This window comes from Halobacterium sp. CBA1126 (assembly GCF_009741975.1).
Classification (GTDB): Archaea; Halobacteriota; Halobacteria; order Halobacteriales; family Halobacteriaceae; genus Halobacterium.
In genome coordinates this window covers 14945-29707 of sequence record NZ_WPCF01000028.1, presented here as the reverse complement: position 1 = coordinate 29707, position 14763 = coordinate 14945, and the positions used below count along the sequence as shown (strand labels likewise).

Below are 14763 nucleotides of genomic sequence, written 5' to 3'. Positions count from 1 at the left end.
TGGTCGACCTCGTAGACGGTCACGTTCTCGTTCGAGAAGGCGACGCTGATTCCCCGTTCCTCCGCCGTGACGCGCACGTCGTAGCGGTCGCGCTCTATCGGCCCGACCCAGACGTACTCGACGTCGTGTTTCCGCAGGATGATGGCCCGCGACCTGGCTTCGCTCGTCTCGTAGACGACGCCCACGTCGCTGACGCGCGTCCGGTACGCCGACTCGCTGTGGTAGTTGCCGACGTGGGACCACCCCGCGACCGTCGGAATCCCCGTGAGGCTGGACGCCGGATTCTGCCACGAGTACGGCGTCGTTCCCGGCGCGGAGACGATGTGCGGCTGCCCGGGCTTCTCGTTCAACCACTCGATCGCCGCGCCCTCGTCGGGGCGCTCGTCGTTGACGTACTCGTAGGCGTCGAGCGTGGCGTCGTCCGCGTCGTCGACGTGGCTGGCGACCGCGAACCCGCCGTAGATCGAGGCCGAGACGACCAGCAGGACGGCGAGGCCGGCGCCGCCGACCGACCGGAGCCGGGACGCGTCGGGCGTGCGCGCAGCGAGGGCGGCGAGCGCGACGCCGGCCGGCACCGACCAGAGCGCCCACACCTGCGCGTACACCTTGAATATCGTGTTGTAGCGCTCGTATGAGGCGGCGTCCGCGAGGTAGACGTACTCCACGAGCACGACGAGGCCGGCGCCCGCGACGACGAGCACGCCCTCGAAGCCGACCGCGTCGCGGCGCCGCAGCAGCCACGCGCCCGCCAGAACCGGGCCGGCGAGCAGGACGCCGACGACGCCGACGCGCACGCCCCCAATCGTGGGGTCGACCGTCGCGGCGACCAGCACGGCGGCGACGGCGGCGAGTCCCGCGGCCGCCCAGTCCGAGCCGTCGCGGGCGACCCGGGAGACGAGGTACGCGCCGAACGCGACGAGGAAGAGGCCGTGGACGAGAACGAACGCCCCGAGCTTCGTCGGCACCGGGAACGCCGCGGGGTGCTGGTTGCTCGCGCCCGCGAGCAGGACGTCTCGCACGAACGGCCACGCCACGACGAACGCGAGCACGGCGACCGCGACCGCGACCGCCACGCCGGCGGCGACGCGCTGGAGCTCCCGCGCCGCCGGGTTCGAGCGTTCGAACCGCTCGGCGACTGAGTCGGGGAGCAGCGTCCGCGGCTCGGCGTCGGCGAGCACGACGCTCAGCATCGCGACGCCGGCGACGGTCGGGAAGCTCCACGTGTTCACGGTGAGAATCGTCGCCGCCGCGACGGGGAACGCGCCGAAGAGGAGCGCGAGCCGCCGGCGGCGCGCCGATTCGGGAGTGCGTGCGTACGCCAGCCCGACCCCCGCCGCGAGGAAGAGCACGGCGACGCTCATCATGTGCGCGTGCAGGTCGCCGTTCAGGTACGCGAACAGCGGGAACTCGTTGATGCCCGTCTCCACCACGCGGCTCGCGTGCCACATGTCGAACTCCGCCGGCGTGATTTCGGGCGCGCGATTCGACTTGATGCCCGCCGCGGCGACCGCCCGCCGCACGACGTCGTAGGTGCTCGCGAGCAGGCGCACCGGCGTCACGAGGTTGCTCGCGAACCCGTAGACGAACGCCGCCAGAATCCCAGCGCGGACCCGCGAGGACCCCGTGAGCACGGCGGCCGCGAACGCCGCCGGCACCGCGAGGTAGTACCAGGGCACGCCCAGCGTCGCCAGCAGGACGACGAACACGACCGCCGCGACGCCGAGCGCGGTCGCCCCCTCGACGGGCTCGCTGTCGGCGAGCCGGTTCGACGCGATCGTGCTCGCGAGGCCGTACGCCGCGGTCACGGCCGTCGCGTAGAACCCCGCCAGCGCCGGGTCGTACGCGAACCGTCCGCTCGTCCCGGACAGCAGCGCGAGCGTCGCCGCCATCAGGTGCCCGCCGTAGTAGTAGACGACGCGTTCGCCCGCGAACCAGAAGTCCTGGGGCGGCAGCCGGTCCGCGCGCAGCAGGCTCTGCAGCAGCCCGAAGTCGAGGAACTTCTCCCCGCCGTACGGGTGGACGCCGTCCGCCGCCGCGCGAACCAGTATCAGGAACAGGAAGGCGGCGGTGAACACCGCGACGACCTCCGCGAGCGGGCGCTTCGGCACGTCGATACCGCCGCGCGCCAGCCACGCCGACGCCGCCACCAGCACGGCCGCGACGCCGACGACCACCCACAGCCCGAACGCGAGCTGGCCGACCCACAGCGTCGGCACCGTCAACAGGACGACCGCCGTCGGCACCGCCAGCGACGCGCCGCGGTCCGGCGCGTCCGGCAGCAGCCGCGCCGCGAACGGCAGTCCCACGACCAGCAGCGCCTGGTACAGCAGCCACCACTTCAGGACGACGCCGTACTCCATCGGTGGAACCGTCGCCGCCCGTCGGCAAACGCTTTCGGGTTCCCAGCGACGCACGGCGGTGTCGCTCCGCGGCGTGTGGAGTTGCGGGAAGTGGATTTGAACCGGAGGAAGACGGACCGCTCGCTGCGCTCGCAGTTGCGACTTCCAGGGTTCAAATCCTCCGCGACTACGGACTGGAACCAATCGCGGAGATGAAACTCCGCGATTGGGTTCGTAGTAGAAGTAGCGGGAAGTGGATTTGAACTACGCGAACCTCGCTTCGCTCGGTTCTCTCGTTCGAATCCACTCGCTAGCTCACAGTAACTCACGCGCCGCGTCGCACGGAGGTGACGCTACGAAGCGTGAGTAACAGAGGAGTAGCGGGAAGTGGATTTGAACCACCGATCTCCGGGTTATGAGCCCGGCGGAATCTCCTGGCTATCCCATCCCGCTGCACTCAATCGTAACCCGGTGCGGCAGTTAAGGGTTCTGTTTCGGTCGCCGTGTGGGAGTTCTCCTCCAGCTACGCGTCGAGTTCGTCGAGCAGCGTCTGGGCGGCCTCGCTGGAGGAGCCGGGGCCGCGCGCGGTGAGGAGGTCGCCGTCGACGGTGACGCTCGTGTCGGCGTCGAGTTCGGCGTCCCAGTTCCCGCCGGCGGCCGTCACTTCGTCCTCGACCCAGTACGGGAGCTTGCGGCCGTCGGGCATCCGGTCGTGGTCGTCGACGATTCCCTCCTCCCACGCGTTCGGGAAGCCGGTGACGTCGCGGCCGTCGACGAGGAACTCGTTGTCGCTGTCGCGCGTGAACGCGAGGATGCCGACGGCGTGGCAGACGACCAGCGCCTTCTCGCTGTCGCCCTCGACGGCGTTCCGGAGGAGGCGGCGCGCGTCGGTGTCCTGGTTGACGTCCCACTCCGTGCCGTGGCCGCCCGGGAAGACGACCGCGTCGTAGTCCGCGGCCTCGACCTCCGTGACCGAGACGGGGTCGTTGAGTCGCTCGTCGTTCTCGTGGACGTCGCGGACCCACTCGGCGGTCTCCTCGCCGACGTTCTCGGGGTCCGCGGAGCGCTCGTCGAGCACGGGCGGCGACCCGCTCGGCGTCGCGACCGTGAGGTCGAAGCCCTCGCTGTCGAGCGTGGTGAGCGGTTCGACGCACTCCTCTCCCCAGTAGCCTTCCTCGCTGACGACGAACAGTGCAGACGGCATACTCGGAGGAACGCGCGGAAGCGGGAAAAGGCCACTCCCGTCCGCGAGTTCCGCCGGCTGTCTACCCGTCGCCGTGTTCGTCGACGATGACGACGTCGCCGTCCTGCACGTCGACGTTGATGAGCGTCTTCACGTCGACGCCGCTCTCCTCGAGCTCGTTCGGGCCGGTCTTCTTGATGACCGCGACGACGTCGGCGACGTCCGCGCCGATGTCGTCGAGGGCGGTCGTGATCGAGAGCAGCGTGCCGCCCGTCGAGAGCACGTCGTCGAGGACGAGCACGCGGTCGCCCGCTTCGACGTCGTTGATGTACATCTCGTTCTCCGAGTAGCCGGTCTCCTGGTGGAGGCCGACCTCACCGGGGAGGCCGTACTCGCGCTTGCGGATGACCACGAGGGGGATGTCGGTCATCAGCGAGACGGCCGTGGAGATGTGGATGCCCATCGCGGCGGGCGTGACGATCTTGTCGACGTCCTCGAGTTCGGCCTTCCGGATGATGCGGATGACGATCTCCCGGAGGAGGCCGGGTTCGAGCATCGGGACCCCGTCGCTGATGGGGTGGACGAAGTAGTGGTACCCCTCTTTCTCGATGATGGGCGCGTCGAGCAGCGACTGCTTGAGCCTATCCATGCAGGAAGTACTTGCGCCGCGAATAAAAGGTGACGGAACGAGCGCGACCGTGCCAGCCCGTTACAGGACGAGCACGAGCGCGACGGCGACCGCGACGACCACGAGCAGGATACTCGCGCTGGTGTCCGCGCGCAGCGAGACGCCGTCCTCGCCGACGAGCCGGCCGGCGGCCGCACCGGGCGCGGTGACGACCGCGGCGGTCGCGTCGGCCGCGCGGACGACGACGCGGTCGACGGCGGCGTACAGCTCCGTGACGCCGACGACGACGTACCGCGTGGCGTAGAACGTCAGGGGGTTGTACGCGCGGTCGACGTCCGGTACGCGGCCGACCTTCTTCAGCGGCTTCTTCAGAACCGCGAACCCGACGAGGCCGAGCCCGACGAGCCCGAAGCCCTCCTGCAGGTGGCCGACGGTGAACACCACGAAGTCGAGTTCCGCGCCGCCCGGGATGACGGCGTACATCGCGGCGGGGTAGCCGAAGAGGACGCAGAGCGCGGCGACGGACAGCATCGCGGCGCCCTGCCCCCAGTTCGCGTCCCGGACCTCGCCGTCGTACTCGCCGTGGAGGAACGCGTGGTAGCCGAGCTTGATGAACGACAGCGCGGTGCCGACGCCGCCCGCGAGCAACACGTACCAGAGGACGTCGAGGTGTTTGTAGTGGGCGGCGCCGATGACCATCCCCTTCGAGACGAAGCCGTTGAACCCGGGGAAGCCGGCGATGGAGAACGCCGCGACGAAGAACGCGAGCGCGGTGACCGGCATCTTCCGCGCCAGCCCGCCGACCTTCTTCAGGCTCTCCTCGCCGGTCCGGTAGATGACGACGCCGACGCACATGAACAGGAGGCTCTTGTAGAGGAAGTTGTTGAACACGTGGCCGAACGCGCCGGCGGTCGCGAGCGTCCCGCTGAGGCCGACGCCGGCGACCATGTAGCCGGCCTGCGACTGGATGTGGTAGGAGAGCAGCCGGCGCATGTCGTTCTGGAGCAGCGCCATCGTCGCGCCGAACACCGCCATCGCGCCGCCCATGTACGCCACCGCGAGGTGGCCGTCGGGGAACGCGCGGAACATCCCGTAGACGGCGGTCTTCGTGGTGAAGACGCTGAGGAAGACGCTGGCGGCGAAGTGCGGCCGCGGGTAGGTGTCGGGAATCCACGCGTGGAGTCCGACGAACCCGCCGTTGACGCCGATACCGAGCACCGCGAGCAGCGGCGCGACCGACCCCGCCATGCCGGCGGTCGCGGGCCCGCCGGGGACGCCGGCGAACAGGAAGGTGCCGGTCTCGACGAAGTGCCAGACGATGGCGGCGAGCAGGAGCGTGCCGCTGATGCCGTGCGCGAGCGCGTACCGGAAGCCGGCGCGCACCGCGAGGCCGCCGTGGTGCCAGACGAGCAGCGTGCTGGTGACGGCCATCAGCTCCCAGAAGAAGATGAGCGTGAGCCAGTCGCCGCCGAAGACGGCGCCGAGGCTGGTGCCGACGTAGCCGAGCGCGAACGCCGTCTGATACGCGTCGGCCTCGCTGGCGTACGAGTACAGCGTGCCGGCGGCGCCGATGATGCCCATCGCGAGCCCCATCATCTGGGAGAACGCGTCGACGTAGAACAGGTACGCGTCGAACCCGAACAGCTGGACGGGGAAGTACGCGCCCTCGGGGACGAGCCAGACGTAGGGGACGACTGCGGCGGTCGCGAGCACGCCGAACGCGTGGCCGGCGCGGCGACCGACGACCGGCAGCAGGACGGCCGCCAGCAGGACCGGGACGAACGGCGGGACGACGGGGTCCATCAGGCGACCACCCCCATCGCCGTCGCCGTCTCGGCGACGTCACGCACGATCTGGAGGAACACCGCGGCGTCGGGAACGACGCCGAGCACGACGGCGCCGGCGGCCGCGAACAGGATCGGGCCGAGCATGAGCCACGTCGACTCGGCGCCGTTCGCGGCGCGGCGCTCGAAGGCGCCGTGGTCGTCGGCGTGGCCGCCGTCGGCGCGCGCCTCGCGGGCGAACCGGCCGCCGAGTATCCCCGAGACGAGGGGTTTCTCGTCGGCGCCCTCGGCGGTCTCGAAGAACGCGGTGTAGACGACCGGCCAGAAGTACGCGATGTTGAGCACGCCGGAGACCAGCAGGGCGGCCGTGAACGCGAGGTCGCCGCTGGAGACGGTGCCGATGAGCAGGAAGTACTTGCTGACGAAGCCGGCGACCAGCGGGATGCCCGCCATCCCGGCGGCGGCGACGGCGAACGCGCCCATCGTGAGCGGCATCCGCCTGCCGATGCCGGCCATGTTCGAGATGTCGTCGGTGTGGGTCTCGACGTGGATAGCGCCCGCGCAGAAGAACAGCGTGAGCTTCATGAACGCGTGGGCCGGGATGTGCAGCAGCCCGCCGATGAGCGCCCACTTCGCGGCGTCCCCGCCGGCAGCAGAAGCGCCGACCGCCAGCCCCAGCACGATGTAGGATAGCTGGCTCACCGTCGAGAACGCGAGCCGGCGCTTGAGGTTGTCCTGCCTGAGCGCGATGACGCTGGCGACGACGAGCGTGAACGCGGCGACCGCGGCGAGCACGCCGCCGACGCCGAGCTCGGCGACGAGGTCGATGCCGAAGACGTCCAGCAGGACGCGCGCGACGCCGAACACGCCGGACTTGACGACCGCGACCGCGTGCAGCAGCCCGGAGACGGGCGTCGGCGCGACCATCGCGTCGGGCAGCCACGAGTGCAGCGGCATCAGCGCGGCCTTCACGCCGAAGCCGGTGATCAGCAGCGCGAACGCGGCGCGAGCGAGCGTCGGGTCCGCGGACGCGAGCTCGGCGATGCCGCCCGCGGTGAACGCCGTCGTGCCGGTGAGGTAGACGACCAGCAGCGTGCCCGCGAGCACGGCGACGCCGCCGCCGAACGTGTACGCGAGGTACTTGCGGCCGGCGGCGCGGGCCTCGTCGGTGCCGTCGTGGGCGACCAGCGGGTACGTCGCGACCGTCAGCAGCTCGTAGAACAGGTAGAGGACGACGAGGTTCGACGCGAACGCGACGCCCACCGCGGCGGAGACGCTGGCGGCGAACGAGGCGAAGTACCGCGCCTGGTGGTCCTCGTCGAGCCCGCGCATGTAGCCGATGCTGTAGAAGCTCGTGACCACCCAGAGGGTGCTCGCCAGCAGCGCGAACAGCAGCCCCAGCGAGTCCGCGCGGAGCGTGAACTCGACGTACGGGACGAGCGTGCCGAGGTCCGTGACGTAGACGTCGCCGGCGAGCGCGGCCGGCACCATGCTGGCCACCAGCCCGAACTTCGCCAGCGCCGCCAGCACCGTCCACGACTCGCGGACGTTCGGGCGGTCGCGGAACGCCAGAATCGGGACGACCGCGACCGCCGAGACGAGCACCGCAGCGAGTGGCAGGATGGATGGGATTTCGGTCATGAGAGCAGAACCTCGATTGTCGGTTGGAGGTGTTGGCTGTAGCCGAAGACCGCGAGCCCGAGCGCGACCGCGGCGACGGCCGCGGCGACGACGGTCGCCCGCATGCCCAGCGAGGCGCCGGGGGCTTCACCGCCGTCCGCGACCGCCTCGATGGCGGGTTCGAGGTCGTCGCTCGGCTCGCGGAAGAACATGCGTTCGACGAGCCGCGCGAAGTACGCCAGCGTCAGCAGCGTGCTGCCGACGATGACCGCGAGCAGCGCCCACGACCCCGACTCGGCGGCGCCGACGGCGATGTACCACTTGCCCGCGAAGCCGACCGTCGGCGGGACGCCGACCATCGCGACCGCGAGCACGCCGAACGCGCCCGCGCCGACCGGCGACCGGCGGACGAGCCCGTCGAACTCCTCGACGCGGCGCGCGCCGGTCTCGGTGGCGACCAGCCCCGCGGTGAGGAAGAGGCCGCCCTTCATGATGGCGTGGCCGACGAGGTGGACGACCGCGCCCATCAGGGCGGTGACGTTCCCGATGGCGATGGCGGCGACCACGAGCCCGAACTGGGAGACCGAGGAGTACGCCAGCATCCGCTTGACCTCGGACTGGGAGACCGCCAGCAGGCTGCCGGCGACGATGCTGACGGTGGCGCCGCCGACGAGGATGGCGTGAGCCAGCTCGTTGTTCGCGAGGAAGCCGACGCCGAAGACGGTGTAGACGACCCGGAGCAGCGCGTACGCCGCGACCGTGGAGACGAGCGCGGAGACGAGCGCGGCGACCGAGTCGGGGGCGCCCGCGTAGGCGTCGGGCTGCCACGTGTGCAGCGGGAAGACGGCGACCTTGATGAACAGCCCGACGACGATGAACGCGAACGCGGCGTGGACGAGCGTCGGGTCCGCGTCGCCGAGCTTCGTGGCGAGGTCGGCCATGTTCAGCGTGCCGGTGTCGATGTACGCGTAGCCGACGCCGAGCAGGAACAGCGACGCGCCGACCGTGCCGACGAGCAGGTACTTCAGCGCCGCGACCGCCGACCGGCCGCGGTCGCCGCTGGCGACGAGCGCGTACGCCGCCAGCCCCGTGATCTCGAGGAAGACGTACATGTTGAACAGGTCGGCGGTGACGCTCATCCCGGTGAGGCCGGCGACCAGCAGCAGGTACACCGCGTAGAACGGGTTCGACCGCGGGCCGGCGCGGCGGGCGTACGCGAGCACGCCCAGCGAGACGACCGCGATCAGCCCGAGCATCGTCGCGGCGAGGCCGTCGACGAGGAGCTCGATGCCGTACGGCGCCTCGAACCCGCCGACGACGTACGTGATGGTGCCGTCGCCGAACGCCGTCGCCGCGAGCCGCGCCGCGATGGCGACCTGGGCGACGCAGGCGACGACCGCGACCGGCCAGCCGCTCTCCGAGCGCACGAGCCCCGCGACGAGCGCGGCCAGCGACCCGAAGATGGGGACGGCGACCGCGAGCGCGACGAGGTCACTCACCGTTGCGCACCTCCTCGAGGGTGTCCTCGGTGAGCGTGCCGTACTCCGCGTAGATGCGGACGATCATCCCGAGCGCGACCGCCGTCAGCGCGACGCCGACGACGATGGCGGTGAGGATGAGCACGTGCGGCAGCGGGCTGACGTGCGGGCCGTCCATCGTCAGCACGGGCGGGTTCGCGCCCTCGAGGTACGCCGCCGCGATGAAGAACAGGAAGATGCCGGTCTGGAAGATGTTCATGCCGATGACTTTCTTCACGAAGTTCCGGGCGGCTATCATCACGTACGTCCCGACGCCCAGCAGCAGGAACGACGCGAGGTAGTAGTCCCGGGTTGCGAGCAGGTCTATCATTCGTTGTCACCTCCCTCCTTGCCGGCGTCGATGGCGAAGAACAGCCCCGTGATGGTGCTGGCGACGACGACGCCGATGAACAGTTCGACCGCTTCGATGCCGTACTTGCTGGCGCCGGGGAAGCCGAGCGCCGAGTAGTCGAGGAAGCCGCCGCCGAACGGCGGGAGCGTCGTCACGACGCCGATGGCGAGGAACGCGAAGACCCCCGCGACGACGACGAGCACGAGCGTGGACTCCCCGACCCACTCCCGCAGCGGGTCGATGCCGAACGCGATGCCGAGCATCAGCATCACGGTGGCGACGACGACGCCGCCCTGGAACCCGCCGCCGGAGGAGTTCGCGCCGTGGAACATGAGGTAGAGGCCGTACGTGAACACGAACGGCGAGACGACGCGCACTGTCGCCATGATGATGGGGCTCTCGACGTACGAGCGGAGGTCGTCGGCCGTCTCCGCGGCCTCCGGGTCCGCTTCCGAGGCGGACTCGCTCACGCGAACACCTCCTTGCCGAGGACGACGAGCAGGCCGACGCCGGCGGAGTAGACGACGACCACCTCGCCGAGCGTGTCGAACCCGCGGTACGCCGCGAGCACGGCCGTGACGGCGTTCTTCACGCCGGCTTCCTCGTACGCGTTCGCGAGGTAGTACTCCGTGACCTCCGAGGTGATGACGGTGGTGTCGGCCGCGCCGATTTCGGGGAGCGCGCCGAGCGTGGTCGCGAGCACGCCGACGAACAGCACGGCGACGGCGAGCGCGGGCCAGTGCGGGCGTTCGAGCACGCGGTCGCCCGACGGCCGCACGGTCTTCGCGATCGTCAGCAGGAACAGGACCGTGGTGACGCCGGCGCCGACGGCGGCCTCCGTGAGCGCGACGTCGGGCGCCTGCAGCACGACCCAGACGACCGCGATGCCGAGGCTGTACGTCGCGAACGCGATGATGGCGCCGAGCACGTCCCGGAGGACGGCGGTCGCCAGCGCGGACGCGAGCACGAACGCGATGAGCGGGAGTTCGACGTTCATTCCTCGCCCTCCTCGTCGGTGGTCCACGGTTCGATGCCCTGGTCGGCGGCGGCCCGCGTGATGGCGTGGGCCGCGGTGGGGTTGGTGATGAACATGAACAGCACGAGCAGCGCGGCCTTCACGCTGGAGAGGTCGAAGCCGAACGTGACCGCGACCGCGGCCAGCGCCAGCCCCGCGCCGAGCGTGTCGCTCTTCGAGGCGCCGTGGGTGCGCGTGTAGACGTCCGGCAGCCGGAGCAGGCCGACCGCGGCGACGAACGCGAAGAACGCGCCGCCGGCGACGAGCGCGAGCACCGCGAGCTCGCGGGGCGTCACAGCACACCACCCCGCTCGACGGTGAACTTCGAGATGGCGATGCTCATCAGGAAGTTCAGCAGCGCGTAGACGATGGCGATGTCCAGCGCCGACGGGTTGCCCGTGGCGGCCGCCACGAGCGCGATGATGACGACGATGTTCGTCCCGATGGCGTTGACGGCGACGACGCGGTCCTGCATCGTCGGGCCGCGGACGACGCGGTAGACGACGACCAGCGAGAGCACGATGAACGCCGCGGCGCCGCCGAGCAGGATGTCGGCGAGCAGCGTCACTCGTTCTCACCCGCCTCGTCGGCGGCGTCGGCGTCGTCGGTTCGGGCGCCCCGCTCGGCGGGGGTGGCGAGCCGCATCGCGCGCCGGCCGTAGAAGACGAACCGGACCGCGCGCTCGAGCCCGCCGGCGAGGAGGTCCTCGCGGGCGCCCGGCGTGAGGCTGTGGACGGTGAAGTGGCGCTGCGTGACGTCGACGGTGAGCGTCCCGGGCGTGAGCGTGATGCTGTTCGCGAGCGTGGTCGCCGGGAGCTCCGACCACACCGCGGCGTCGAACTCCACGAGCTGGGGGTCGATGGGGAGGTCGGGGTGGAGGACGACCCGCGCGATGTCGATGTTCGCCTTCACGATCTCCCACAGGAGGTAGGGGACGTACAGCGCGAACCGCGCGAGCCGGCCGCCGAGCTTCCCCAGTTCGACCTCGCCGCGCGTGGCGATGCGCCAGAGTATCGCGGAGACGACGGTCGCGGTGACGGCGCCGGTCGCGAGGTCGAACGGCGACAGCGTGCCGGAGACCAGCAGGTAGAACGCGTACGTCGAGCAGAACAGGACGACGAACTGGCCGACGCCGGCGGTCCGCGTGAGCGGGCCGCGGCGGGTCGGCCGCTCGACGGGCGCGAGCTCGACGGTCAGGCCGGCGGACTCGAGCTCGCGCTCCAGCGGCGGGAGCAGCGGCGCCATCCCGAGGGGGTTGTACTCGGGGTCGACGACGACCGTCTCGACGCCGTTTCGCCGGGCGTACTCGACGAGCACGTCGGCGTAGTCGCCGGGGTTGAAGAGGTACTCCGTCTGCCCGACGACGGCGGTCTCGACGGCGACCGAGTCGTCGTCGCCGAGGTCCTCCTCGACCCACACTTCGACGCGTTCGAGGAGGTCCGCGGCGGACGCGGCTTCCGACCCCTCGTCGCCGGTGTCGACCCGCTCGGAGACGGGGTAGACGAAGTGGAGCGTGGGTCGGCCGTCGGCGTCGGCGGCGCGTTCGGCGACGTACGCCACCGTCTTCCGGAGCGTCACCGAGTCGTCGACCGGGACGAGCAGGTCGTCGGCGGCCATCAGGTCACCCCCCGTTGTTCGGGCCACAGCACCGACTGCGGCCGCGTAGCTAGCGTCATTTGTCGTGTTCGTCGAGTGGGGGCGCCGTATGATGATACCTTCGGTTTCCCACGCCAGCGCCGGGTGCGACGCGCCCGGGCGTCAGTCTCGCGCGGCGAGTTCGTCGGCGACCCGGCGGCCGAGCGCGGTCTTGCTGCCGACGAACTCCGTGGCGTCCTCGCGGGTGACGAACAGCGCGCGGGTGTCCTCGTCGCCCATCACGCCGGCGTCGTTGGCGACGACGAACGCGAGGCCGACGCGGTCGAGGGTCTCGCGGGCGGCGTCGACCATCGCGTCGTCGTCCCCGGTGGTCTCGGCCTTGAACCCGACGATGGTGAGGTCGGGGTGGGCGTCGCGCACCTCGTCGATGAGCTTCGGCGTGGGTTCGAGGTCGAGCGTGAGGGCCTGCCCGGAGCGAATCTTCTCCTCGCTGGCCTCGACGGTGTAGTCGCTGACCGCGGCCGCCGAGACGAGGGCGTCGGCGTCCGCGCACGCCTCGCGGGTCGCCGCCAGCATCTCCGCGGCGGTCTCGACCTGCACGGTGTCGGCGTACGGGACGTCGTCGCCGTCGTGGACGAGCGTGACGTCGGCGCCGGCGACGTAACAGCCCGCGGCGACCGCCCGCCCGGTCCGCCCGGACGCGCGGTTCGTGAGCACGCGCACCGGGTCGATTGGCTCGCTGGTCGCGCCGCTCGTGACGACGACGCGCTCGCCGTCGAGCGGGTGGTCGCTGGCGGCCCGCGCCGTCTCGACCGCGATGGCCTCCTCGGTCGCGATTTTGGCTTTCCCCTCTTCGACGCGCGGGTCGACGAACTCCACGCCCCACGACTCCACGCGCTCGATGGCGTCGAGCACGCCCGGGTGGTCGTACATCGGCTCGTGCATCGCGGGCGCGACCACGACGGGGACGCCGGCGCCGAGCGCGGTCGTCGCGCACGTCGTCACTGGCGTGTCGTCAACGGCGCCCGCGATTTTCCCGACCGTGTTCGCGGTCGCCGGCGCGATCAGGAAGACGTCCGCCCAGCCGTCGCGGCCGCAGAGCTCGACGTGTTCGACCGCGCCCGTGATCTCGGTGACGACGGGTTCCTCGGTCGCGAACTCGACCGCCCACGGGTGGACGATGCTTCGGGCGCTCTCGGTGGTCACCGCGCGCACGCTCGCGCCGCGCCGGCGGAGTTCGTGGGCGAGCTCCACGACCTTCACCGCCGCGATGCTGCCCGTGACCCCGAGGGCGACGTTCACTCCGGAGAGCATTCACCGGGTGTTCGCGCCCCCGGCTATAAAGAAGGCGGGTCAGTCGTCGTCCGCGACGCTCGGGTGCATCGTCGGCGGCTCGGCGGGCGACAGCGCGGCGAGCGCGTCGAGGCTCTCCCGCTCGCGCTCGCGGCGCTCGGCCTCGCCGATTTCCTCGCAGCCCGGCGGCACGTCCCGGTCGCGGCCCGTGAAGTAGCCCTCGGGCGCCACCCAGTCGTGGTAGTGGGGGACGTCGCTGTCGTCGATGACGGTGAGCCCGACGGTGGCGCCGTGGCCGGCGGCGACGACGGTCTGGTGGTACTGGCGCGCGAGCCGGCCGGCGGCGTAGACGCCGTCGACGTCGGTGCGGCCGAACTCGTCGACGTCGAGCATCGTCTTCGAGCCGCGGTCGATGCGGGACAGCTCGAAGTCGTCGAGGTAGGAGCTGTCCGGCCACGACGCCGCGACCACGAAGTCCGCGGTGTCAGTGGCGGCTGCGTCCGTCTCGACGACGAAGCCGTCGTTGGTGTCGGCGACGCGTTCGACGCGCGCCTCGACGAACTCGACGCCGGCGTTCTCGGCCTGCTGGCGGGTGGCGTCGAGGAACGTCCGGGCGTTCACGCCCGCGGGGAACCCCGGGACGTTCTCGAGGTGGGCGTTGCGAGCGAGAATCGGCTCGTCGGCGTCGTAGACGGTCGTGTCGAGGCCGGCGCGTGCGGTGTAGATGGCGGCGGTCAGGCCCGCGGGCCCGCCACCGACCACGGCGACGTGTTCGGACATGTCCCGGGGTTCGCGCTCGACGGACACAAGCGCCGCGGTCGCGGCGGCCGCAGTAGACCTTTGTCGCCGCACGGCCAAGCGCGACTGTGAACACGGTCGAAGTGAGCACGGACGTCCGCGTCCCCGTCGAGGAAGCGTACGCGTTCGTCGCGGACTTCCCGCGGTACGCCGACTACTCCGAGCACCTCCGGGAGGTCACCCAGCACGGGAGCGGCGGCGCCGGCACGGAGTACGAGCTGACGTTCGCGTGGTGGAAGCTCACCCACTCGGTGCGCTCGCGGGTCACCGACACCGACGAGCCCGAGCGCATCGACTGGCAACTGGTGAGTGGCATCGACGCCCACGGCCGCTGGGAGGTCGCCGAGACCGACGACGGCGCGCGGGTGACGTTCGTCGTGACCTACGACACGGACAGCGCGCGCGGGTCGCTGGACCTGCCGCGGCTGGTGTCGATGGACTGGGTGGTCGAGCGGGTCGTCCAGAAGGTCGTCGAGGAGGGCGAGCGCGTCGTCGAGCGCGTCGTCGCGGACCTCGAGGGCGAGCGCCGCCCCGTCGACCTCGACGTGCGGACGCGCTGACCGGCAACGTTTATCCTGTGGCGAGTGAACGCCGACCCATGACCGGACGCGACGCGGCCGACCGGAGGTGCTCGGCGC

Annotated in this window: 15 protein-coding genes and 1 tRNA gene; 1 reads left to right on the top strand and 15 read right to left on the bottom strand. The window is 71.0% G+C overall.

Annotated features, from left to right (window positions below; all coding sequences use genetic code 11):
- The 15 genes from GJ634_RS05935 to GJ634_RS05865 form a co-directional block, all read right to left on the bottom strand.
- On the bottom strand, window positions 1–2360 hold a 2360-nt coding region (locus GJ634_RS05935; RefSeq protein ID WP_157501116.1), incomplete at its 3' end, for a DUF2298 domain-containing protein.
- Window positions 2361–2717: 357 nt separating this feature from the next.
- Window positions 2718–2792 (bottom strand) — tRNA-Met (locus GJ634_RS05930).
- 70 nt (window positions 2793–2862) lie between these two features.
- Window positions 2863–3543 carry a type 1 glutamine amidotransferase domain-containing protein gene (locus tag GJ634_RS05925; protein ID WP_157501114.1) on the bottom strand — a complete coding sequence of 227 codons (681 nt, stop codon included), beginning with the start codon at window positions 3541–3543 and terminating at the stop codon, window positions 2863–2865.
- A 61-nt stretch (window positions 3544–3604) separates the two neighbouring features.
- Complete coding sequence (gene hpt, locus GJ634_RS05920) at window positions 3605–4171, bottom strand: hypoxanthine/guanine phosphoribosyltransferase (protein ID WP_157501112.1); 567 nt, start codon at window positions 4169–4171, stop codon at window positions 3605–3607.
- A 60-nt stretch (window positions 4172–4231) separates the two neighbouring features.
- Window positions 4232–5953 carry a Na(+)/H(+) antiporter subunit D gene (locus tag GJ634_RS05915; protein WP_157501110.1) on the bottom strand — a complete coding sequence of 574 codons (1722 nt, stop codon included), beginning with the start codon at window positions 5951–5953 and terminating at the stop codon, window positions 4232–4234.
- The gene (locus GJ634_RS05910; RefSeq protein ID WP_157501108.1) at window positions 5953–7575 is read right to left on the bottom strand and encodes a proton-conducting transporter membrane subunit; all 1623 of its coding nucleotides are present in this window, start codon (window positions 7573–7575) and stop codon (window positions 5953–5955) included. The genes GJ634_RS05915 and GJ634_RS05910 overlap by 1 nt, the downstream gene beginning before the upstream one ends.
- On the bottom strand, window positions 7572–9053 hold the full coding sequence (locus tag GJ634_RS05905) for a monovalent cation/H+ antiporter subunit D family protein (protein WP_331714015.1): 1482 nt from the start codon (window positions 9051–9053) through the stop codon (window positions 7572–7574). The genes GJ634_RS05910 and GJ634_RS05905 overlap by 4 nt, the downstream gene beginning before the upstream one ends.
- A complete protein-coding gene (locus GJ634_RS05900; RefSeq protein WP_157501106.1) occupies window positions 9046–9402 on the bottom strand; it encodes a cation:proton antiporter subunit C in 357 nt (118 codons plus the stop codon). The genes GJ634_RS05905 and GJ634_RS05900 overlap by 8 nt, the downstream gene beginning before the upstream one ends.
- Window positions 9399–9893 (bottom strand): MnhB domain-containing protein, encoded by a 495-nt coding sequence (locus GJ634_RS05895; protein WP_331714014.1) that lies wholly within the window; start codon window positions 9891–9893, stop codon window positions 9399–9401. Before GJ634_RS05895 ends, GJ634_RS05900 begins: the two co-directional genes overlap by 4 nt.
- Window positions 9890–10420: a DUF4040 domain-containing protein gene (locus tag GJ634_RS05890; RefSeq protein WP_157501104.1), complete on the bottom strand. Its 531-nt coding sequence runs from the start codon at window positions 10418–10420 to the stop codon at window positions 9890–9892. The genes GJ634_RS05895 and GJ634_RS05890 overlap by 4 nt, the downstream gene beginning before the upstream one ends.
- The gene (gene mnhG / locus GJ634_RS05885) at window positions 10417–10734 is read right to left on the bottom strand and encodes a monovalent cation/H(+) antiporter subunit G (RefSeq protein WP_331714013.1); all 318 of its coding nucleotides are present in this window, start codon (window positions 10732–10734) and stop codon (window positions 10417–10419) included. Before mnhG ends, GJ634_RS05890 begins: the two co-directional genes overlap by 4 nt.
- Window positions 10731–11006, bottom strand: a complete 276-nt coding sequence (locus GJ634_RS05880; RefSeq protein WP_331714012.1) for a cation:proton antiporter — start codon at window positions 11004–11006, stop codon at window positions 10731–10733. The genes mnhG and GJ634_RS05880 overlap by 4 nt, the downstream gene beginning before the upstream one ends.
- Window positions 11003–12055, bottom strand: a complete 1053-nt coding sequence (locus GJ634_RS05875; protein ID WP_157501102.1) for a monovalent cation/H+ antiporter subunit E — start codon at window positions 12053–12055, stop codon at window positions 11003–11005. The genes GJ634_RS05880 and GJ634_RS05875 overlap by 4 nt, the downstream gene beginning before the upstream one ends.
- Window positions 12056–12196: 141 nt before the next feature.
- Window positions 12197–13348, bottom strand: a complete 1152-nt coding sequence (gene coaBC / locus GJ634_RS05870; RefSeq protein WP_157501100.1) for a bifunctional phosphopantothenoylcysteine decarboxylase/phosphopantothenate--cysteine ligase CoaBC — start codon at window positions 13346–13348, stop codon at window positions 12197–12199.
- A gap of 39 nt (window positions 13349–13387) precedes the next feature.
- Window positions 13388–14107: an NAD(P)/FAD-dependent oxidoreductase gene (locus GJ634_RS05865; protein ID WP_157501120.1), complete on the bottom strand. Its 720-nt coding sequence runs from the start codon at window positions 14105–14107 to the stop codon at window positions 13388–13390.
- Between the two features lie 86 nt (window positions 14108–14193).
- Here GJ634_RS05865 and GJ634_RS05860 point away from each other — a divergent pair, with 86 nt between their 5' ends.
- A complete protein-coding gene (locus GJ634_RS05860) occupies window positions 14194–14685 on the top strand; it encodes an SRPBCC family protein (protein ID WP_331714011.1) in 492 nt (163 codons plus the stop codon).
- Window positions 14686–14763 lie beyond the last annotated feature (78 nt).

Bases quoted from the DNA above. Each gene is read 5' to 3' on its own strand.
- GJ634_RS05925 (WP_157501114.1), bottom strand. From the start codon at position 3,543: ATGCCGTCTGCACTGTTCGTCGTCAGCGAGGAAGGCTACTGGGGAGAG.
- hpt (WP_157501112.1), bottom strand. From the start codon at position 4,171: ATGGATAGGCTCAAGCAGTCGCTGCTCGACGCGCCCATCATCGAGAAA.
- GJ634_RS05915 (WP_157501110.1), bottom strand. From the start codon at position 5,953: ATGGACCCCGTCGTCCCGCCGTTCGTCCCGGTCCTGCTGGCGGCCGTC.
- GJ634_RS05910 (WP_157501108.1), bottom strand. From the start codon at position 7,575: ATGACCGAAATCCCATCCATCCTGCCACTCGCTGCGGTGCTCGTCTCG.
- GJ634_RS05900 (WP_157501106.1), bottom strand. From the start codon at position 9,402: ATGATAGACCTGCTCGCAACCCGGGACTACTACCTCGCGTCGTTCCTG.
- GJ634_RS05890 (WP_157501104.1), bottom strand. From the start codon at position 10,420: ATGAACGTCGAACTCCCGCTCATCGCGTTCGTGCTCGCGTCCGCGCTG.
- GJ634_RS05875 (WP_157501102.1), bottom strand. From the start codon at position 12,055: ATGGCCGCCGACGACCTGCTCGTCCCGGTCGACGACTCGGTGACGCTC.
- coaBC (WP_157501100.1), bottom strand. From the start codon at position 13,348: ATGCTCTCCGGAGTGAACGTCGCCCTCGGGGTCACGGGCAGCATCGCG.
- GJ634_RS05865 (WP_157501120.1), bottom strand. From the start codon at position 14,107: ATGTCCGAACACGTCGCCGTGGTCGGTGGCGGGCCCGCGGGCCTGACC.